At 46.6% G+C, this 19,368-nt stretch carries 15 protein-coding genes and 2 tRNA genes; 8 read left to right on the forward strand and 9 right to left on the reverse strand.

The features are described from left to right. Positions 1 to 24: 24 nt before the first annotated feature. Positions 25 to 318, reverse strand: a complete 294-nt coding sequence (locus OSQ85_RS04815) for a hypothetical protein (protein ID WP_265821685.1) — start codon at positions 316 to 318, stop codon at positions 25 to 27. After that, a complete protein-coding gene (gene nifB, locus OSQ85_RS04820; protein WP_265821686.1) occupies positions 315 to 1,655 on the reverse strand; it encodes a nitrogenase cofactor biosynthesis protein NifB in 1,341 nt (446 codons plus the stop codon). Before nifB ends, OSQ85_RS04815 begins: the two co-directional genes overlap by 4 nt. Before the next feature lie 244 nt (positions 1,656 to 1,899). On the opposite strand from nifB, the gene nifV reads away from it, so the two are divergent. After that, positions 1,900 to 3,018: a homocitrate synthase gene (gene nifV / locus OSQ85_RS04825; protein WP_265821687.1), complete on the forward strand. Its 1,119-nt coding sequence runs from the start codon at positions 1,900 to 1,902 to the stop codon at positions 3,016 to 3,018. Positions 3,019 to 3,283: 265 nt separating this feature from the next. Here the strand turns inward: nifV and OSQ85_RS04830 are convergent, their stop codons facing one another. The 3 genes from OSQ85_RS04830 to OSQ85_RS04840 form a co-directional block, all read right to left on the reverse strand. Then, complete coding sequence (locus OSQ85_RS04830) at positions 3,284 to 7,057, reverse strand: choice-of-anchor D domain-containing protein (RefSeq protein ID WP_265821688.1); 3,774 nt, start codon at positions 7,055 to 7,057, stop codon at positions 3,284 to 3,286. A 128-nt stretch (positions 7,058 to 7,185) separates the two neighbouring features. Further along, positions 7,186 to 7,452, reverse strand: a complete 267-nt coding sequence (locus OSQ85_RS04835; protein ID WP_265821689.1) for a hypothetical protein — start codon at positions 7,450 to 7,452, stop codon at positions 7,186 to 7,188. After that, positions 7,452 to 9,419: a monovalent cation:proton antiporter family protein gene (locus tag OSQ85_RS04840; protein ID WP_265821690.1), complete on the reverse strand. Its 1,968-nt coding sequence runs from the start codon at positions 9,417 to 9,419 to the stop codon at positions 7,452 to 7,454. Before OSQ85_RS04840 ends, OSQ85_RS04835 begins: the two co-directional genes overlap by 1 nt. Before the next feature lie 103 nt (positions 9,420 to 9,522). On the opposite strand from OSQ85_RS04840, the gene OSQ85_RS04845 reads away from it, so the two are divergent. The 5 genes from OSQ85_RS04845 to OSQ85_RS04865 all read left to right on the forward strand — a co-directional run bounded on the left by OSQ85_RS04845 (position 9,523) and on the right by OSQ85_RS04865 (position 13,793). Beyond that, entirely contained in the window at positions 9,523 to 10,260 is a 738-nt protein-coding gene (locus OSQ85_RS04845; protein WP_265821691.1) for a PhnD/SsuA/transferrin family substrate-binding protein, read from the forward strand. After that, on the forward strand, positions 10,257 to 12,839 hold the full coding sequence (locus OSQ85_RS04850) for an ATP-binding protein (RefSeq protein ID WP_265821692.1): 2,583 nt from the start codon (positions 10,257 to 10,259) through the stop codon (positions 12,837 to 12,839). Before OSQ85_RS04845 ends, OSQ85_RS04850 begins: the two co-directional genes overlap by 4 nt. Positions 12,840 to 12,917: 78 nt before the next feature. Next, positions 12,918 to 12,990 (forward strand) — tRNA-Gly (locus tag OSQ85_RS04855). A 16-nt stretch (positions 12,991 to 13,006) separates the two neighbouring features. Then, positions 13,007 to 13,077, forward strand: a tRNA-Cys gene (locus OSQ85_RS04860). A gap of 272 nt (positions 13,078 to 13,349) precedes the next feature. Continuing rightward, positions 13,350 to 13,793 (forward strand): PAS domain-containing protein, encoded by a 444-nt coding sequence (locus OSQ85_RS04865; protein WP_265821693.1) that lies wholly within the window; start codon positions 13,350 to 13,352, stop codon positions 13,791 to 13,793. 54 nt (positions 13,794 to 13,847) lie between these two features. Here the strand turns inward: OSQ85_RS04865 and OSQ85_RS04870 are convergent, their stop codons facing one another. From OSQ85_RS04870 to OSQ85_RS04885, 4 genes are all read right to left on the reverse strand, one after another. Continuing rightward, positions 13,848 to 15,392 (reverse strand): ATP-binding protein, encoded by a 1,545-nt coding sequence (locus OSQ85_RS04870; protein ID WP_265821694.1) that lies wholly within the window; start codon positions 15,390 to 15,392, stop codon positions 13,848 to 13,850. Beyond that, positions 15,389 to 16,078: a response regulator transcription factor gene (locus tag OSQ85_RS04875; RefSeq protein WP_265821695.1), complete on the reverse strand. Its 690-nt coding sequence runs from the start codon at positions 16,076 to 16,078 to the stop codon at positions 15,389 to 15,391. Before OSQ85_RS04875 ends, OSQ85_RS04870 begins: the two co-directional genes overlap by 4 nt. 216 nt (positions 16,079 to 16,294) lie before the next feature. Next, positions 16,295 to 16,690 carry a thioredoxin family protein gene (locus tag OSQ85_RS04880; protein WP_265821697.1) on the reverse strand — a complete coding sequence of 132 codons (396 nt, stop codon included), beginning with the start codon at positions 16,688 to 16,690 and terminating at the stop codon, positions 16,295 to 16,297. A gap of 61 nt (positions 16,691 to 16,751) precedes the next feature. Then, positions 16,752 to 16,958, reverse strand: a complete 207-nt coding sequence (locus OSQ85_RS04885) for a hypothetical protein (protein WP_265821699.1) — start codon at positions 16,956 to 16,958, stop codon at positions 16,752 to 16,754. Positions 16,959 to 17,119: 161 nt separating this feature from the next. Here OSQ85_RS04885 and OSQ85_RS04890 point away from each other — a divergent pair, with 161 nt between their 5' ends. Next, the gene (locus OSQ85_RS04890) at positions 17,120 to 18,751 is read left to right on the forward strand and encodes a methyl-accepting chemotaxis protein (RefSeq protein ID WP_265821701.1); all 1,632 of its coding nucleotides are present in this window, start codon (positions 17,120 to 17,122) and stop codon (positions 18,749 to 18,751) included. 103 nt (positions 18,752 to 18,854) lie between these two features. After that, entirely contained in the window at positions 18,855 to 19,340 is a 486-nt protein-coding gene (locus OSQ85_RS04895; RefSeq protein ID WP_265821703.1) for a hypothetical protein, read from the forward strand. The last annotated feature ends 28 nt before the right edge of the window (positions 19,341 to 19,368 follow it).

Below are 19,368 nucleotides of genomic sequence, written 5' to 3' on the forward strand. Positions count from 1 at the left end.
GCATTACGCGCGGAATCATCAGATCTATTTCACAAGATAAGTCTCCAGATTAGGGTTCTTTTTCTGAAGACCTGCCATGTATTCCTTTATATCCGTTATTATAGTTATATCCTTGCCGCTCATAAGGCAGAAAACAGTGCTGTTAACCGCTATTCCCGCCTTAACAAGCTCTGCGGCGGGCATTACTATGCTTATGGTGCGTTTGCCTGACTGAATTATCACGGAAGCGTTAATGAGCCCGGCATCCACCTCCAGAACAGTGCCTTTAATAAGCTGGCCGTTAAAATCCCTCTGGCTGAGTTTTGGTGCTGCAATCATTTTTTCACCTCCGCTTTTTCGGGTGCGATTATTTTTTCCGCCGCTTTCCATGCCTCTTTGAGACATACGCTGTAAGCGGTTCCCACAACCGGAACTATGCCCAGATTTTTCATTTCTTCCGCTGCGCTGTTACCTATTTTGCGGAATACAACCGCATGACATGTGCCGAGGCCTGTTATTATTGCGTTGGTTCTGGCATCCAGCCTTGTTTCGGGTGAGGAAGCAATGGCAGAGGCAAGATCAAATGTTTCCTCATGCTCAAAGCCGTTTTCATTGAAGGCATATATCTCAAACTTTCCTGCCTTGCCGAAGTTGGAATCAAGATAACGTCCGGTTGATGATGCAACTGCGACCCGCACAGTGCGTTCACGGAGTAAATCTTTCAGCCCGGCCACACCCGCCTTAACATCCGCCACGGCGAGTTCGTTCAGTTTGCCGAAAACAGCCCCGCTGTGTGTTCTGGAATGTTCATCAAGGGAAAGATCGCCGATTTTGGAAACGCTTCCCAGTTTCCCCACAGCATCCGCCCTGCACTGCCGGCAGTGGCTCATTATGTTCTCCGAGCTGCCCATGGCATCCTCACAGTCGTTTCTTACCTTGGCGAGCATTGCGCAGTCAGGCTCAGGAACTTCCATTTCCGCGAATCTGGTTCCGTATTCCTTTTTGGACATAAGGGGGATTACATTGTGGATGTAAGCTCCCAATTCCTTTATGGTTTTAGCCACTTCGGCTATGTGTTCGTCATTTATTCCGGGGATAAGGACAGAGTTGACCTTCACAATCACATTCTCCACCACAAGCATGCGGATTCCGAGAATCTGGTTGCCGAGAAGTTTTTTAACAGCTTCTATACCTTTTTCCCCGCCGACATTGTCATATATTTTGAGAGCTATTTCAGGATCAACAGCGTTCATTGTAACTGTCACATGCTCGATCCCAAGCTCCACTATTTCATCCACATATTTCGGCAATGCCAGCCCGTTTGTGCTGAGACAAAGCTTAATTTCGGGGTTGAACTCCTTTATCAGCCTGAATGTGCCGAAAGTTTCCTCCGGGTTGGCAAGGGCATCACCGGGACCTGCTATCCCCGCCACACTGAGGTTTTCCACAGCGTGATAAGCAGAGATGGTTTTCTCAAGCGCCTGTTCGGGAGTAAGCACATCGCTTGTTACACCGGGGCGTGACTCGTTGCTGCAGTCGAATTTGCGGTTGCAGTAGTTGCACTGAATGTTACAGGCGGGAGCCACGGGGAGATGTATACGGGAATATTTCATGTGCGCACCGGCACAGTAACAGGGGTGTTTCTCTACCTTTTGTCTGATTGTTTCTCTGTCCATAACGCACTCTCCTTATGCATCACCATATGCAAGAAGCCTGCCAAACCACGGTTCCTTAATTATCAATAACTTATAAAATTGTCAGTTTGTCCGAAACCTTACAATAATTGTTAGTTTGTCATTGTTGCGACAATAGCACCAAAACGCATAAATATCTGATAAATAAAGATTCGGCAGCAAAACAGCCGATGGCACGGGTTTTGCAGATGAAACAGCTAAGGAAATCCGTTGTGAGGAGGCTCATATGAAAAGCTTTATAATAGACGATACCACCCTCCGTGACGGAGAGCAGACACCCGGAGTGAGCTTTACCCTCCATGAGAAGCTGGAAATAGCAAAAGGTCTGGACAAAATAGGTGTTCAGGAGATAGAGGCCGGAATCCCGGTAATGGGCGAGGAAGAGAGCAGAGTCTTCTCACGCATAATCGATCTTGGGCTGAATGCCCGCATCATAGCATGGAACAGGGCTCTGATAAGCGATATTCAGGCCTCCATAAACGCAGGGGCGGATTCTGTGGAAATATCCCTGCCCCTGTCTGATATACAGATAAAAACAAAACTGAACAAAGACCGCGAGTGGGTTAAGAATCAGATAAAAAGAGTGATAGACTACTGCGTATCAAAAAAACTTTATGTGTCAGTCGGCGGTGAGGATGCCTCAAGGGCGGATATTGACTTTGTAATAGAGTACGCAAATCTGATTAAGGAGCACGGCGGGGCACGCTTCCGCTACTGCGACACTGTGGGCATACTGGACCCCTTTTCAACCTATGAAACAGTCAGACGAATAATCGAAGAAGCGGATATTGATGTGGAAATACACGCTCACAACGACTTCGGGCTGGCAACTGCCAATTCCCTTGCCGCAATCAGAGCGGGCGCAACCCATGTCAACACCACGGTTATAGGTCTCGGTGAAAGAGCCGGCAACGCACCTCTGGAAGAGATAGTCATGGCCTCCCGTCATGTTTACGGCGTTGAGGACGGGTTTGACCATTCATGCATAAAGAACCTAAGCGAATATGTCTCCAAGGCCTCCGGCAGAGCCATAGAACCCTACAGACCCGTTATAGGCGAGCTTATGTTTACCCACGAATCCGGCATACACACAGACGGAATCCTCAAAAACCCCAATAATTATGAGGCCTTCGACCCGGCGGAACTGGGAATGGAGAGAAAGCTGGTGGTCGGCAAACACTCAGGCAGGGGAATTCTGGAATACCTTCTGAAGTCCCACGGGCTGGATTACACACCGGAAACAGTTAAGGCTCTTCTTGAGGCGGCAAAAAAGATAAGCGGCAGAAAGAAACGTTATCTGGAAAACAATGAAGTGATAGAGCTTTATAAAAGCATAGCCATATAACAAAAAGGGCTTCCCTTCCGGAAAGCCATCAGACTGCTTACAAAACTGCTTACAAACACAGTTGCCTACTTGTTTATATCTGTAAAATCCCCCTCCTGTCCCCCTTTAATAAAGGGGGAAGTTACTGCAAATAAAAGCAAAACACCCTCCTTTTGTAAAGGAGGGCTAGGGAGGATTTATGCAAATACAGACTTTTCTGTTTTTAAAAGGAATTTGTCAACAAGCTCAGGGCTTCCCTTCCGGAAAGCCCTTATTATTTCTTTAATTACTGCCCTACACCGAACAGAGACATCTCTTCCCTGCTTCTTCCTGTTTCCACAATAAGCCTGTCCGCCATTGCTCCGGAAGCAAACGGGCGGAACTTAACCTTTACGCTGCATGACTCCTGCGGATAAAGCGAGAACAGATCAGACGGGCACGAACCGCTGCCGTAAGCTGTGGTCAGCACAAAATTATCTCCGTGATCCAGCTTAATATCCCTCACAAACATTCTCTGGGTTCCGTTGTTTGTTACTGATACCGTCAGTTCCGTGGAGGATGAACCCATGGTCAGACTGCCGAAGTTTTTATATACATGTGAAACACCAAGAACAGGAATCAGAGCCTCTGTTGTGTGGTTCAGTCTGCTTCCGCTGCGGTAAAACATGGACATATCGTTTGTGACAGGATTGAGCAGCACCTTTATCGCATCAAATGATGCAGAGGAAATATCAGAAGAACTGTCTATAACCGTGTCAGTGTAGCTGCTTCCGAGGACACCCTTAAGAAGCACAATACCCCTTCCGTTATCAATCACTCCGGCATAAACATTATCATCGGCATCAACAGCGAGGGACATGCCTTCTATATAGCTGTTTACAGAAGGGGTATAAATGGTCTGGGTGCTGCATGAACTCAGATCAGTTTCGCATTCAGAGATTTTCACAAAAGATGTATTCGCAGTTCCGTCAGTACCACCGAACAGAACCACAGGAGTGTCCGCCGCGGAAACAGCAAGCTCTGCAAAACCCCTGTCATGGGAAGCCGCCTGAATGCTCTGGTCTGTGGCGCTGTTCAGATAGCTCAGCCCGTATGCATCCGAATAACTGTAATAGCTGAAGAAAAGCTTTCCTGCCGATGGAATATACTGCATTGACACAGAGCCTGCAGACAATTCAGCATCCATACTGCCTGCCACACCTATACCTGTTTTATAGACAGATGTTTCATTGAAACTGTTTCCGTAAACTATATAAACCTCACCCGAACCGTTTTCGGCCACAGAGCAGGTATATGAAGAAGCATCAGCCAGATAGGAGTGTGTCAAACTGGTATCATTATTCAGATAGCCTAATTTCAGGTTACCTCCCAAGGAATAGATGTAGCATATATGCTCACCCGATGCTGTTTTCACCATATCAACGCCGGAAACTGTGTATTTTTCAGGAGTGTCAAGCATCGCAAGACCGATTCCGCCGTCCTCCAGGGTGAACCTGTAGAGCCCTCCGCTTCTTTCATCAATAAGGTCGCCAAGCACTCCGTAAATCTCCAGCCCCTGAGGATCAAATTCCATATCAAATGCCAACTCCGGATTGATCCCAAGCATAAGTCTCAGTGCCGCCGGATTTCCCCACACTCCGCCGACACGGCTCTCTGAGGTGAGGGTCGAATTGGCGTCATAAAGAACCATCGAATTGCCGTTTGGAGCGTTGGTTCCGGCAAGCTTCATGCTGTTGTAAAACATATCAATGTTGTTATTGTAAAAAACAACAGGAGAAGACCACGTGCCGCTGCTGTAAGTTCTTTTCATAACTGCGGATGCATCGTCGTATTTGTAATAAACATCAATGCCTCCGGGAACTGTTAAGGCTACAGGGGCTCCGATAACCTGAGTATCTATACTGACCGGAACAGATGACCAGCCGGAGCCGCTGTTCAAGGTTTCATAAAGTCCGCCGCCATGATAAATTACATGCACTGTTGATCCGTCGAAAGCGATGGAGGGCATAAAGCCGTCTGCTATCTCCTCATCCACTGTCCATGGACCGCTCTGGCTGTTAGCGTAGTGTATTCCGTCGGAATCTCTGAAAACCATATGGATTACGCCGGATGAATCTTTTTTCAGCAGAGTGCTTTCAGGTCCGGGGAGAGCTGAACCAATCTCTGTTCTGGTAAAAGCCGCCCCGAAGTTTGTTGTTTTATCCACAACAACCTTATGCCCGTTTTCAACTATGCTTGATATATATATGTCCGTGCCGTCAGACACGATGGAAACAGCCTGATTCATTGTTGATACAAGTGCGCTGTCCACCTCGTATGACTGCCAGAAACCGTTTCTGCTATGTGCGTAATACAGTTTGGGGTCTGCATTTTCCGTTTTAGTATAAGCTATATGGGGCATACATTCGCTGTCAGCCGTTATAGCCGCTATGTCGAACTCGTTTACCGTCACGCCTATGTCGCTCAGATACCACTCGTCTCCGTCAAAGAACCCGTAGGTTATCTTATCTCTGGAAGTCAGAACTGCGTGAGCCTTGCCGTCATTGCACATAGCCAGATTTCTTTCGGAAAGAGAGGTGATGCTTGTGTCTTTAAACAGAATTTCAGATGTCATTCCGCCTGAAACAGAGTATGCACGAAGCTGAACAGACACATCCGCCGCGTTTGAACTCACGGTGAGAGCGGCATCCTTCATCCCTGCCGGGGAAGCGGAAGTGAACCTCACTGTTACAGTGCAGCTTTGTCCCGCGGGGACAGTTGTGCAGTTGTCTGTTGCAGTGAAAACAGCCGCCCCTGAGCCTGAGAATGCGGTACTGATGCCCGTTGCTGCGGCCGAACCGGAGTTTGTGAGAACTATCGACTGCTCCGCATAGATCCCCACTGCCACAGCATCAAACTCCAGAAGAGATTTATCGGCAGTGAGCACGGCGGAGCCTGAAACAATTCCGTTTACCGTGAGAGCTATAGAAGCGGGATCGACGGAAACGCTGTCAGATGTCACATCCAGAGTGCCGCTCAGGATTCCTGCTGCTGTGGGGTGCGCCTTGACAGTAACCGTGCAGCTTTCCTGCGGAACAAGGCTGAATGTTCCCGTTCCGCAGGGGGATGAACCGCCGGATGCATTAACGATAAAGCTGTAATTATTGGAAGAGGCCACACTGTTTATGCTCAGTCTGTAATTTCCTGAGTTTGTTATAAGCACTGTTTGCTCACCCGAAAGGGTGTTGACTCCGACATCGGAAAAATTGATCCCGCTCGCCGGGCTGATTGATATTTCAGGCTTAAGCCCGTCCGCAAGAACGCTTTCCATAAGCGTAACAGCCGCTTTAAGCTCTGCTGTATTACCCAGACCGTTCACCATGCTTTTAAATGCGTTGAAAGCCGTTAGTGAACCATTTTTCAGCGCTCTGAGGCTGGCTGTCAGCTTTTTGTAGCTCTGTGAGTTTTTGCTCCTGACGGATGAGCCTGCGGCGAGTTCCGCATCCTCAACCGCGTCCTGCACCTCACCAAGGTTAACACCGTCATCAACTGCGGATATGAGATCCTGCATAACATGCTGAACAAGAGGGTTGCTCTGATAGTCGAGGAAGTTCATCACCCCCTCCATTTTAGCGGCGGAAAGGTCAACACTTATCTGAAGAGCGCAGACCAGATTTATGCCAACCTCTGAATTAACTCGGATCATGGCGCTTTCCGAACCGCTGCAAAGAAGAACATTGCCCGAAGTATATGCGCTCACCGCGAAGGTGTATATCTTTCCGGCTGTGATCTCCACATCAATCTCGTTCTCGTTTCTGTTGAGCATGTCAGTGAGGTTAAGTCTCAGCCCCGACCATCCGGCAGCCGACACATCCAGAAAAAGGCTGGTTACGGGATGTCCGCCGATTGAGGTTCTTTTGCTTCTTGCCGCATCCTCAAACAGTCCGTCCATCTTAAGCCGCACACTTACTTTTTCATCGCCTCCGCCGTCTGAAACATTGTCCCCGCAGGAAACTGCCGCAAAAATAATAAGAACGGACAGAAAGATAGTATAAAAATATGACTTAAACGCACTCTTCATGATTTTCTCCCGAAAGTGTTCTGAAAACGGACGCAAGGCTATGGCAAATCCGTAATTTATCTTAACAGATAAATGGCGTGAGTGAGAATACAATTCAAATATTAAATAAAAAACTCAGGATAACATCATCACAGGCCAATCTTTGCGGCAAAAAGAGCGTAACCGCCGCAAAGACCGTATATGAAAGGATGAGGAAAAAGGCTGAACGCAACAACACCGATAAGTACAGAAAAAAATACCCCGCCGAAACCCAGCTTCTTAATATAAGGCATGACTTCCTCCGGTTTTCTGTCCTCCGGGAAGCGTTTTTCAACCAGAAACGCCTCCACGCGTGTGCACAGAAAACCGCCTATCATGAAGCCGCTGAGGAAAATCAGTATGTTATCAACATTCATCAGAGGCTCTTCATAAAGCTCTGCACCGCCTCATCATCCCCCATAAGGACAAGCTCGTCCCTTTCATTGAGGGTAAAACCGCTGCCGGGGTTTGACATAACCTGCTGTCCCCTGCGCACGGCAAGGAGTGAAACATTGTAACGGAACCTGAGATCAAGCTCACGGAGAGTTTTCCCCGAAACAGGCGACCCCACAGGCACGGTAACATTTTTTATGTTCATCCCGGTAAGGCACACACCTTCGTTATAAGCAACTCTGGATTCAGAACCGTTTGCTCCGCCGTGAACCTCATAGCGTATGCTTGAGGCTATTTTTTCTATCTCCTCCGCTGAGATCTGATATTTTCTCAGTACGCGGGAGAAGGTTTCTATCGCCGTTTCGTATTCCTCAACAATTATCTCATCAGCGCCGAGTTCCTTGAGAGGCTTAATCTCTGTTATATATCTTGTTCTGGCAAGGATATAAACCGTGGGGTTTTCGCGTCTGGCGGTTTCCACCACCTGCCTCACAGCAACAGGGTCAGGCAGGGTGACAACCACAATCCTTGCGCTGTGCAGACTGCCGTGTTCCAGAACCGCAGGCTGGGCTGCATCTCCATAGAATATGGGTGTTCCCAGTTCCTTCTCTTTTTTGACTGTTTCAGGGTTCATCTCTATGACAACGAAGTCAATACCCGTTTCTTTCGCCGCTCTGGCGGTGTTTCTTCCGTTAAGCCCGAATCCGGCAATTATTATATGATCTATCAGTTCCCTGCTCTCTTCCTCTTTTTTCTCATGGAGATAGCCGTAGCGAAGCTTAGAAGGCAAAGGAACCGCAGAGAGAATATCAGCAAGCTTCGGAGCGGCAACTATAAGAAACGGCGTGGTGGCCATTGATATAACAGTGACAGCTATGAGAAATGAGTATGTATCAGCGTCTATAAGCCCTGCCGCTGCACCGGCAGCACCGAGAATGAACGAAAACTCGCTCACCTGAGCAAGGGAAAGGCCTGAAAGAACGGCAACCCTCATCGGGTAACCGAGTATGTTGACCGCAAATCCTGTAACAAGGAATTTGAAAACAATCAGAATAAGAAGGCTCACCCCTATCCCCACAGGATTAGCCATAACCACGGCAGGGTTAAGCAGCATACCAATAGAAACGAAGAAGAAGCCTGTGAAAACATCCTTAAAAGGGATAACATCCCCCAGCGCCTGCTGGCCGTAACCGGATTCGCTCACCACTATTCCGGCGAGGAATGCGCCGAGAGCAAGGGAAAGACCCGCCATGGATGTAAACCACGCAACACCGAGGCAGAGGAGAACTATGGTGATCATGAACAGTTCCCTGTTTCTGGTGGATGCCACATGGTAAAGGATCTTGGGAACAATTGTTCTGGCTCCGAAGAAAACCAGCACAACAATCAGGACAGCCTTGCCGAGAAGAACGGCAACTCCGCCTATTCCCCCTTCCTGTCCGGCCAGAACAGGAACCATGAACATCATGGGAATTACCGCTATGTCCTGAAATATGGAAACCGCCAAGGCTATCCTGCCGTAGAGCGAGTCCACCTCGCCCCGCGCAGCAAATACCTTAAGCATAATCGCAGTACCGGAAACGGCAGCCATCATGCCTACGAAGACAGCACTGTTTATGCTGTATCCGCTGAAATGAGCTATAACCGCAAAAACGATTATAGTACCTGTAACCTGTAAGCTGCCGCCGAAAATTGCAGGCCGTTTAAGAGAAATCAGTGTAGCAAGGGAAAATTCGATTCCGATGGTAAAGAGAAGCAGAACAACGCCTATCTGCGCCATCATGTCCACCTGCTCCACAGCGTGAATAAGCCCGAAGCCGTTAGGCCCCACAAGCACCCCGGTGATCAAATATCCCATTATTTCAGGAATTTTCAGCTTACCAGCCACAAACAAAGCAAGCGCGGCAAAAAGAAATATAATAGTAATATCAGACAATAACGGTATTCCCATCTGCATCTCCATCTAAACCTGCGAATAAAAAAGAGTACGCCGCGTTTACAACAAATCAGTTCACAATGTATAATACGGCAGAAAGTATATTTTCAGGCAGTCTATGAAATATTTAATAATTACTCTGGTCTTCTTATTTTTTAGCACAGCATTTGCAGATAAAACAAGTATTGTTTTTGGTATAGTTCCACTTTATTCTGCATCGGAAACTCTGGAAATATGGGGACCTTTTGCTGTTAAAGCCGAAAATGAAGAAATAAAAGTTATCATAAGAACCGAGCGTTCGGAACTTGACTTTCAGTCAGGGCTGCTCGCAGGGAAATATGACATAGCATTCATGACAGCCTCACAGTATAAAACAGCCAAAAACCGCTACAAGGCAATAGCAGTGCCCTATGAAAAAGAGCTCCGCGGAGCCATAATCACCCACAAGGCCAGCGGTATAAGTTCACTCAGGGATCTTAACAACAAACATATAGCCTTTGCCTCTCCCCATGAACATGTTTCATCTTACGAAATGCAGAGGATACTAAGCGATCATGACATCAGCTTCAAACCCGTTTACCTTAATTCCATAACCTCTGTGGTGATAGGGACAGAAAAACAGCTTTATCCGGCCGGCTCGGTTCTCGGCGGATTTTACGAAAAAAGTGAAAATCTGAAAACAGTATTTGTGACAGAGGATTACGATTCATATGTGGTAGGTGTTTCTGCGCGCGTGTCAGATGAAACTGCCGAATATTTCAAAAACATACTCACAACCATTCACGAACACACTGAAATGAACGAGACGATGAAACGGCTCGGTATCTCATCATTTATACTCCCGGAGGGTGAATGATTTTCGGCAGACTTAACATGTCCTTCAAACTGAAAATAGCGCTGGGGGCAGTATTTATACAGATGGTGACCACTGCTGCCGCATTGTATGTCAGTGTCGGCTTCCTGAAGGAATACGGTGAGCGCGAAATTATCCTCCGCGCTGAAACTGCGGTCAATCTCCTCAGCGCGTCCGCTGAGGAGGCGATACTGGTTAATGATTATGCCCTGCTTGACAGCCTTACCAAAAGCCTCTCGGAGCATAAAGAAGTTGCGTATGCGCGCGTGAAAAACGAAGTGGGTTCCACCATAGCCCAGAACGGGAAAAAAGAATTCCTTTCGGTTCCCTTTGAAGCGGATTCAAGGGTGAGCAAAGCCCATGACGGCTCTTTTGATACATACGCAGATCTGTACAGCGGAAATTACTACATCGGGCGAATAGAGGTAGGAATAGCAACGGGAACTTACACCCGCTTTATATCCGATACGCTCAGGGAAATGTTTATTCTGGCGGGCATACAGATATGCACCACTCTGATATTTGCCTACCTCCTTGCTCATATACTCACAAGGCAGATTTACCGCATAGCAGATGCATCCGCCCGAATTACAGCCGGGGAACTTGGCGTAACCATTGCCGCAGACGGAAACGACGAACTGGCGGCTGTTTCCGAAACTTTCAATGCAATGTCGCTCTCTGTACAGAACAGCCACGAAAGACAGCAGGCAATTCTCAATGATTTGGAAAAAGCCAAAAAGTTTGCTGAGGAAGAAAGTGCAAAAATACGCGCAATTCTTGAAACTGTCGTGGATGCCGTTGTGATAATAAAGCAGGACGGCAGCATAACAGCCTTCAACCCTGCTGCGGAAAAAATGTTCGGCTACAGCGAGGAGGAGCTTCTCGGCAAGAGCGTTAATATCCTTATGCCCCATGAGGCTGCCCTAAGCCATCAGCAGAGGCTTGATTCGTTTGACTTCGGCAAACGCTCCGCCGTAATCGGAATCATAAGGGACATTGAGGGGGTACACTCCGACGGTACTCACTTCCCTATAGAAATGGCCGTCAGCGCGTCCATGATCGACGGTGAGGTCTACTTTACCGGAGTTATCAGGGATACCAGCGAGCGCAAAAAAAACGAGCTTGAACTTATTAACGCCAAGCAGGCCGCAGAAGAGGCAAGCAGGGCAAAAACCGCCTTCATGGCTGTTATGAGCCATGAAATACGCACACCTATGAATGTGGTAATAGGAATGGTTGACATACTCAAAACAGACGAAACCGATAAAAACAGACTCAGCAAGCTGGAAAGCATAGCAGGAGCAGCGGAAAACCTTATGGGAATCCTCAACGACCTTCTGGATCTCGCCAAGCTTGACACCGGCAAAATGGAGCTTGAGAACGATAACTTTGACCTGAGAGAAGTTTTCAGCGTAACTGCGGACTTTTTTTCTTACGCTGCTGCCGAAAAAGGGCTGAACCTGTACATGTTTATGGATGAAAGTGTCCCTGAAAAGGTTAAAGGTGACAGGCACAGACTGAGGCAAATCCTCTCTAACCTCATAGGAAATGCAGTCAAATTCACCCCCACGGGGAGCATAACCATAAAAGCCGATGCACATGCGGAGGATGGAGAAACTGTTCTCCATGTGGAAGTGGCTGATACGGGAATAGGCATAAGCGGGGAGAACATAGAGAGAATATTTGAGGAATTTACGCAGGCCGATCAGTCAATGTCCAGAAAATACGGCGGCTCCGGGCTGGGGCTTGCCATATGCCGCAGGCTTGTCAGAATGATGGGCGGCGATATAAGCGCACACAGCACACCGGGCAAAGGGAGCTCATTTATATTCTCTGTCCGTTTTTCCGCTCCGGATAACATAAAACAAGCGGACAGCGAGCCTGTGGCTGTGCGCACTGCCAACCCCTCTGTTCTCATAGCTGAGGATTCGGAGGATAACAGAAACCTCATTAAAATGTACACAAAGAGCATCCCTGTAAAAATAACTTTCGCAGAAGACGGGCAGGATGCTCTGGATAAGTATAAATCAGGCAGATTCCATCTGGTGCTGATGGACAGACGGATGCCTGTAATGAGCGGAGACGAGGCGGCAGAGGCAATAAGGACGGTTCAGAACCTGAGCGGAGACAGGATACCTGTTTTCAGTTTCTCAGCCAACCTGCCCGGAGAAACCGACTTTCCGCAGGATCTTTATGACGGTCACTTCAGCAAACCATTCAAGAAAAAAGATCTGGAGGATTTTCTCAACTCCGTTTTCCCGGATATTGTGAAAACCGCCGAGGAAGAGGATCTGAGAATAAGCATAGACCCTGATCTGGCAGACCTTGTACCGGCTTACATCACCCGCAAGACCGAAGAAATAGCTGAAATGCGCAAAGCAGCCGAAAACGGGGATCTGGAAAAGGCAGGTTTCATAGCACACAGCATAAAAGGGACAGGGGCAAGCTACGGTTTTGAGATCATAACCGAACTGGGAAAAGCAATTGAGGAAAGCGCAAAAGCAGGAGATAAAAATTCAGTAATCCGCAATATCAGCCGCCTGGAAGACTACACTGCAAAAGTCAGGAAGATCCTGATATAACTTGCAAAAAAATTTAAAAGAAAATGAAAACTACTTATTGACAAACAGAACTCCCGAAGGTATATATATCTTCCCGTTGCGGGTGTAGCTCAGTTGGTAGAGCGCAACCTTGCCAAGGTTGAGGTCGCCGGTTCGAGCCCGGTCACCCGCTCTTTTTTTTATCTAATGGCGACGTGGCCGAGTGGTTAGGCAGAGGCCTGCAAAGCCTTGCACCCCGGTTCGATTCCGGGCGTCGCCTTGAAAAAGCATTCCGAGGGCTTCCGAGATTTTCCGGCAAGCCCTTTTTTGTTGCCTGTTTTCAGTCTTCTCAATACAAATCCAGATTCCCACAAACATAAAATTGCGATCTACGCCATAATTATTTCATGCTGCAATTAAAGTTAAAGACCAGAAACTTACGGAGCATTATCAGATTTATCTATTGATTACCGGAAAGCTCCCACAATTCTTTTCACGATTTTTTCATTTTAGGGTGTTATATTTTTTATTAAGTATAATATCGAGGCGGATATGAAGGTTGATTACAGCTCATATAACAGGCACACATACCCGGTTATAATATTTGACGCTGACGGAACTCTTATATACATGAATGAATCCGCACATCGCATTTTCGGCGAATTCTCCTGCGGTGAGCACAAGTGCCACTACATTTTCCGGGGGTTTGAAGCTGAGTGCAAAAATTACATGAACTGCGTATGCGGCCGTGAAGCCGCCTGCCTGAACGGCAAAGCCAGTTTCGTGCGTGAGGCGAAGACACTGAGCGGAAACGCATTTTTCATTGTTGAGCGTCACCGTATTCAGGAAAGCGAACATTACATGGAATATCTTTATGATATAACCCAGACCGCTTCAAGCTACATACAGAACGGATGGATGACCAAGTACGAGCTTGAAAACATGATGCTGGATACTGAAAGCGCACCTTACGGAAATATCTCTAAAAACATGTAGACGGCGGGAAGGCTCTCCGGCTGCGGAAAAATGCACCGGGAAAAACCGCCTCCGTCAACCGCAAAGCGCTGCGGAATTTGGCAGAATAACCCTGAACTCCGTATATTCCCCAAGCTCTGATTCGATTTCCAGACTTCCCTTATGTGCGTGAACCACTCTGTTCACAATAGACAGCCCAAGCCCTGTTCCGGGGTAATCCTTTTTCACATTGCTGGCTCTGTAGAAACGCTTCTTAACATTTTCTATTTCGTGCTGAGGTATGCCGCAGCCTGTATCTCTCACCGTAAAGTATGCCCAGCCGTCCTTCCTGAACGCTCTGACAGAGAGTTCCCCTTCCTGCCTGTTAAACTTGATTGCATTAGAGAGAAGGTTATCTATAAGATATTTAAAAACATCAGCATCCACACATACCACAAGATTTTCCGGAATATCCGCGCTGAGTCTGAGCTTCTTCTCCTTTATATCCTGCTCAAAGAATGCCAGAGTTTCCTCAAACATGGAGGCTATCTTCACGGGGGCAAAGTGATAATCGTGCTGCTTATGCTCAAGCCTGCTGAGGGTTATTATCTCGTTGAAAAGCCTGTTGAGCGCCTTTGAGCTTTTCCTGATCGTCTCCGCTGATTTGTAGCGGAGATTAACATCATTCTCAAGCTCCGGCTTCAGTAACAGCTCACTGTAGGCGAGGATTTTCGTGAGCGGAGTCCTTATCTCGTGTGAGATCGAATCCAGAATCTCAGTTTTAAAAGAGTTTACCGAACGGAGTTCATCGTTTTTATGCTCAAGCTCATTCACAAGCATGACATACTTGCCCGTGACGTCTTTCAGTCTGCGTTTAAGGTTGTCTTCGTTCTGGAGAATACTCTCCCGCATCAGGTTAAATGCTTCCGCCAGTTCCTCGATTTCATCGTCAGTATCAATGTCCACACTTCGGGTGTAGTCACCGGATTTGAAGGAGGAAGCCGCGTCCGCAAGTATGTCCAGCTTTGTCAGTACAAGTCTGCGCACCAGAATGCTGATTGTTATGACTATACCGAGAAAGGTTACAATGCCTGCCATATAGAAAAAGCGGTTATTGCGGTCGATAGAGGCTTCAATCTCGTCCAATGGAACAGATACGGATATTCCGCCTCTGAGATCGCCCACTGTGTAGCCCTGATAAATGTGGCATTCAAGGCATGCCTCGTTTATGTAAAGCGGCGCCATGTATCTGTATATTTTGTTCTTGCCCTCTTCTATTGTTTCGTCATATTCCGCCTTGCCTCCGGCAAGTGCAGTGAGAGCGCGCACCTCGAACTCGTCCGGCGCATTTTCGGGATTAATAAGGCTTGTGCTGGTTATATGAAACCTGAAACGGGACATAACGCCCGCGTATTTGGAGAGTTCTTTGGTGACAACAGCAGGCACAGGACGCACATCATTCCGGTTTTCAGCCACCCACTGGCGCGTGATCAGAATCATCTCGAACAGAGTTTTCGCCTGAATGTGCGCCTGCTCAATTATAATTTCCTTCTGGCGCTGCCAGAGAAACATTGTGGAAAGCACCACAAAAATTACCGTTACAATAACAATATTGGTAATAAGCTTGAGTGTGAGTCTCATTTTTTCACTTTATAGCCAACACCTGAAACAGTTTTGATAATGTCGGGATTCTTCGGGTTTGTCTCTATCTTCTGGCGGAGGTTTTTCACATGAACATCAAGACTTCTGGACCATGAGTATACCGTGTTTTTCCCCCAGATGTCCTTCACTATGTCATCACGAGAGAGAACCTGCCCCCTTTTCTCATAAAAATACATGAGAAGCTCAAACTCTTTGGGGGTTATGTTTATTTTCTCGCCGCCTATGTGCACTGTGCGGTCACACTTGTCTATTGTTATGTGAAAAAACTGAATAACGCCTTCCTGACATGCCTCACCAATGGGTTCTGTTCTGCGCAGAATAGCTTTTATCCTTGCTGTGAGTTCAATATTTTCAAAGGGTTTGGTGAGATAATCGTCCGCGCCGTATTCAAGACAGATAACCTTATCCGAAACATTGTCACGGGCTGAGAGAATGAGGATCGGCACATCCTTCTCCTTCCTGACAAGTCTGCATATCTGCTGACCGTCAACATCCGGCAGATTCAGATCAAGAACGATGAGATCCACATTATTTTCCCTTGCCTTAGCGATACCCTCCATCCCCGTAGAGGCTGTCAGCACTGTATATTTTTCGAGGGAAAGCAGAAGTCTGATTATTTCCAGTATCTCAGGGTCATCGTCAACGACAAGTATTACTTTTTCCATTGAAATAAACCTTCAGTCTTTATTTGCAATATCGTTATAAAGATATTAATGAAAACAAATTTTGTAAATGCTTTTGAATGCCTGAAAATGCATGAAAAAGCCGCCAGCAGAATAAAACCGCTTTATCTTTAACATCCTAAACTTTTTCATAATTAAATGGAATATTTATTACAATTTTTACATTCAGCAAAAAAAACCGCCCCGGAGGGCGGCATATTATATTGAATACTCTGCAAAAATATCAGTGAAATCCTTGTAGGAAAGGTAGCCGAGGTTCTTTTTAAGAATCTGCCCTTCCGGAGAGATAAAAAGCTGAACCGGAACAGCAGTTATGCCCATCTCTATTGCTATGCCGGTGTTTATATCAACATCAACAACCTTTAACATATACCTGTCACCCCCTTCGGACTCAATCTTCTCAAGGGCGGGCTTCATCTTTCTGCATGTAATGCACCCGTCAGAGGTGAACTGAACCACCATTGCCTTTCCGGTTTCTGCGGCTTCCGCCTGAAGAGCTGCGAGGGTCATTCCGCCGTCTTTCTCCGTTCTGAGTGAAAAAACCATAATCAGAACAGCCGCAGCCAAAATAATAACAGGGACTATCTTTTTCATTCCAACTCCTTTATATACATTTTTCTGAATATCCTATACAGGTTTCAGGAAAAAGCAAGCACTACCACCTTCCCCTTTCAGCCGGAAAACCGAATTTTATGATAAATACTATGACCAGAGCAGCCGCAAGGGAGAAAACAACCAGCCTCAGCATATTTCTGTTCACCGCGCTTTCATACAGCCAGCCGCCGAGATTTTCGAAGAACCATCTGAAAAGAAAAGTGTTAACAAAAATAAAACCAAGTATTTTCAATAAGTTTTTAGCCATCAGCAATCACTCTCGCATATTTCTGAGAAAAAAAGTTTATCCTTTTCAAACACAATAAAATAATTATGTTTCATTTATCAATGTTTTTAAGTATCATTAAGGATATAATCCTTATAAAAAATATATTAACTAAAAATTAAAAACTCAAAAGCGGTGAAAAAATGAGAAACCTTACCATCAGAAAAAAAATAATGGCAATACTCATTGTGGGAAGTGCACTCTTCCTCGTTCTCGGTTTTTATAATAATCTTACCATAAGAAAGCTCAACGGTCTTGCAGCTTCTCAGGGTGTTTCCTTCGATAAATCAACAGCAGTGCGCAATATGGAAATAGCAAATCTCAAGCTTAACCTTCTGGCGATGGATATTATTGTCGACAGAATGGACGGATTTATCAGCGATGAAAGAAAAGAGGAAATGGCGGACATCCTGAACGGCTATGAAAAAAACAAAAAGCAGATTCAGCAGATAATAACAGACGCAGAAACACTTAAGAAATTTGATGATATATACAAAAAGTTCGACAAGTTATACTCCCTGGTAAGCGTGGATCTCGCTCAGGCTGTTGAAGACAGAGCGGATAACTCAGTTTTCGGAGCCTTTGACAATATCATTGATGACACAAGCACGGCGATCGATGACCAGGTACAGGAAATTGTTATGCAAATAAATGAGCAGGTGGATGCAAATGCGGCAGCAGCAGCGTCTATCAGCCGTTCGTCCGTTATAAACAGCCTTATTATAATGTTGTTCATTCTGGCGGTGAACACGGTTATAACTCTTCTGGTTTCAGCATCCATAATCAAATCTGTCAAAACCATAACTGTAACGGCGAAAGACCTTGCCGAAGGCGAAGGCGACCTCACAAAGGAAATTATTGTGGATGTTAACGACGAAACAAAAATACTCGCTGACTACATCAACACATTCATAGCAAAAGTGCGCGAAACTGTCCGGAGTATACAGCAGTCCTCAGAATCTGTTTCAGCAGGTTCCAGCGAGCTTGCCGCCTCCACGGAGCAGCTTTCAAACACTATGAGCCAGCAGACATCACAAATATCAAGCATAGCCGCATCTGTAGAGCAGATGGCCGCAACCTCCAAGGAGATAGCCGAGAACGTAGGCGAAGTTCTTAAGAGATCTCAGGAAGCCAACTTGCTCACTGACGACGGTAAAAAGAAGCTTGACTCCGCAGTTAAGGACATAGGAGATATTAAGCGCAGTGTTGAGGAGATGGCAAAAACCATTAACGAACTTGCTGACTCATCAGAAAAAATCGGTGCAATCCTCGATGTTATCAACGATATAGCAGACCAGACAAACCTCCTCGCCCTCAATGCCGCAATAGAGGCCGCAAGAGCAGGCGAAGCGGGAAGAGGCTTTGCCGTTGTGGCAGACGAAGTAAGAAAGCTTGCAGAACGCACCCAAAACGCCACAGGGGAAGTGGGAGGCATTATCTCCACCCTCAGAAAAGAGACAGAAAACGCATCAAGCAGCATGAACAAGGCTGTAGGCGCGGTGGGTAAAGGTGTCACAGCAATCTCTGAAACCGGGGAAATATTTGAGCAGATTATGATTTCGGTAAAAGATATATCCCTCAACAACAGTGCCATAAGCAGCGCCGTGAACGAAGAGAGCGACGCCGTAAACTCAGTAAATGACAATGTACAGATGATCTCCTCCGGGCTGGAGCAGAGCAGCATAGCCCTTGCTGAAATATCACATACGGTAAGCGATCTGCAAATGCAGTCCGAGGATCAATATAGAGTTGTAAACCGCTTCAAAGTAGTGTAAATATTTATCCGCGATTTTCGGCAGAAAAAAGTGAAGTTTCCTCATTTTCTGCCGAAATGTTAAGCAGATACATACAAATACTACGCTCACAGGTGAAGGTCAGGTGCTGAGAGTCCCTTATTATTTTGCGGCGGCTGTTTTAGCTGCTTTTATTACAATTTCATGCGGAAGCTCCGGCACAGCGTCCGGCCCGCACACCACTGAGGCGGGAACAACCCCGGTTTCAGCCAGCGCATCAGACAGCTTTCACGGAACATACAAGCTCTCAGGAATTTACTCAGGCGACCTCAGCATAGTAAGAGCGGATGGAATCCAGTATGTGGATGCCATAAAAAATAAAGTCAGAATTGTAATAGAAATAGACACCCTGCTGGACAGTTATAAAATAGAAAGGGAATACCCCATATCTTTCAGGAAATCATCCTTTGCCACAGTATCAGCATCCAAAGAGGAGTATGAATCAGAAAACTCATCCTCCGGAAAATCATATTATCTGGACACCCACTATCTGGCCGACGTTGCTGATTTTCAGGCTCTTCTCAATATTGAATGGCAGAAGGTTTCAGACAAAACAGGCGGAAAAATCTGACATAATCATCCGGCCGCTTTTCCGTGAA

Origin of the sequence: Geovibrio ferrireducens (assembly GCF_026226615.1) — a bacterium.
GTDB lineage: Bacteria > Chrysiogenota > Deferribacteres > Deferribacterales > Geovibrionaceae > Geovibrio > Geovibrio ferrireducens.

Bases quoted from the DNA above. Each gene is read 5' to 3' on its own strand.
- OSQ85_RS04880 (WP_265821697.1), bottom strand. From the start codon at position 16,690: ATGAAAAAGATAGTCCCTGTTATTATTTTGGCTGCGGCTGTTCTGATT.
- nifV (WP_265821687.1), top strand. From the start codon at position 1,900: ATGAAAAGCTTTATAATAGACGATACCACCCTCCGTGACGGAGAGCAG.
- OSQ85_RS04875 (WP_265821695.1), bottom strand. From the start codon at position 16,078: ATGGAAAAAGTAATACTTGTCGTTGACGATGACCCTGAGATACTGGAA.
- OSQ85_RS04840 (WP_265821690.1), bottom strand. From the start codon at position 9,419: ATGGGAATACCGTTATTGTCTGATATTACTATTATATTTCTTTTTGCC.
- OSQ85_RS04865 (WP_265821693.1), top strand. From the start codon at position 13,350: ATGAAGGTTGATTACAGCTCATATAACAGGCACACATACCCGGTTATA.
- OSQ85_RS04850 (WP_265821692.1), top strand. From the start codon at position 10,257: ATGATTTTCGGCAGACTTAACATGTCCTTCAAACTGAAAATAGCGCTG.
- OSQ85_RS04835 (WP_265821689.1), bottom strand. From the start codon at position 7,452: ATGAATGTTGATAACATACTGATTTTCCTCAGCGGCTTCATGATAGGC.
- OSQ85_RS04890 (WP_265821701.1), top strand. From the start codon at position 17,120: ATGAGAAACCTTACCATCAGAAAAAAAATAATGGCAATACTCATTGTG.
- OSQ85_RS04870 (WP_265821694.1), bottom strand. From the start codon at position 15,392: ATGAGACTCACACTCAAGCTTATTACCAATATTGTTATTGTAACGGTA.
- OSQ85_RS04830 (WP_265821688.1), bottom strand. From the start codon at position 7,057: ATGAAGAGTGCGTTTAAGTCATATTTTTATACTATCTTTCTGTCCGTT.
- OSQ85_RS04885 (WP_265821699.1), bottom strand. From the start codon at position 16,958: ATGGCTAAAAACTTATTGAAAATACTTGGTTTTATTTTTGTTAACACT.
- OSQ85_RS04815 (WP_265821685.1), bottom strand. From the start codon at position 318: ATGATTGCAGCACCAAAACTCAGCCAGAGGGATTTTAACGGCCAGCTT.
- nifB (WP_265821686.1), bottom strand. From the start codon at position 1,655: ATGGACAGAGAAACAATCAGACAAAAGGTAGAGAAACACCCCTGTTAC.
- OSQ85_RS04845 (WP_265821691.1), top strand. From the start codon at position 9,523: ATGAAATATTTAATAATTACTCTGGTCTTCTTATTTTTTAGCACAGCA.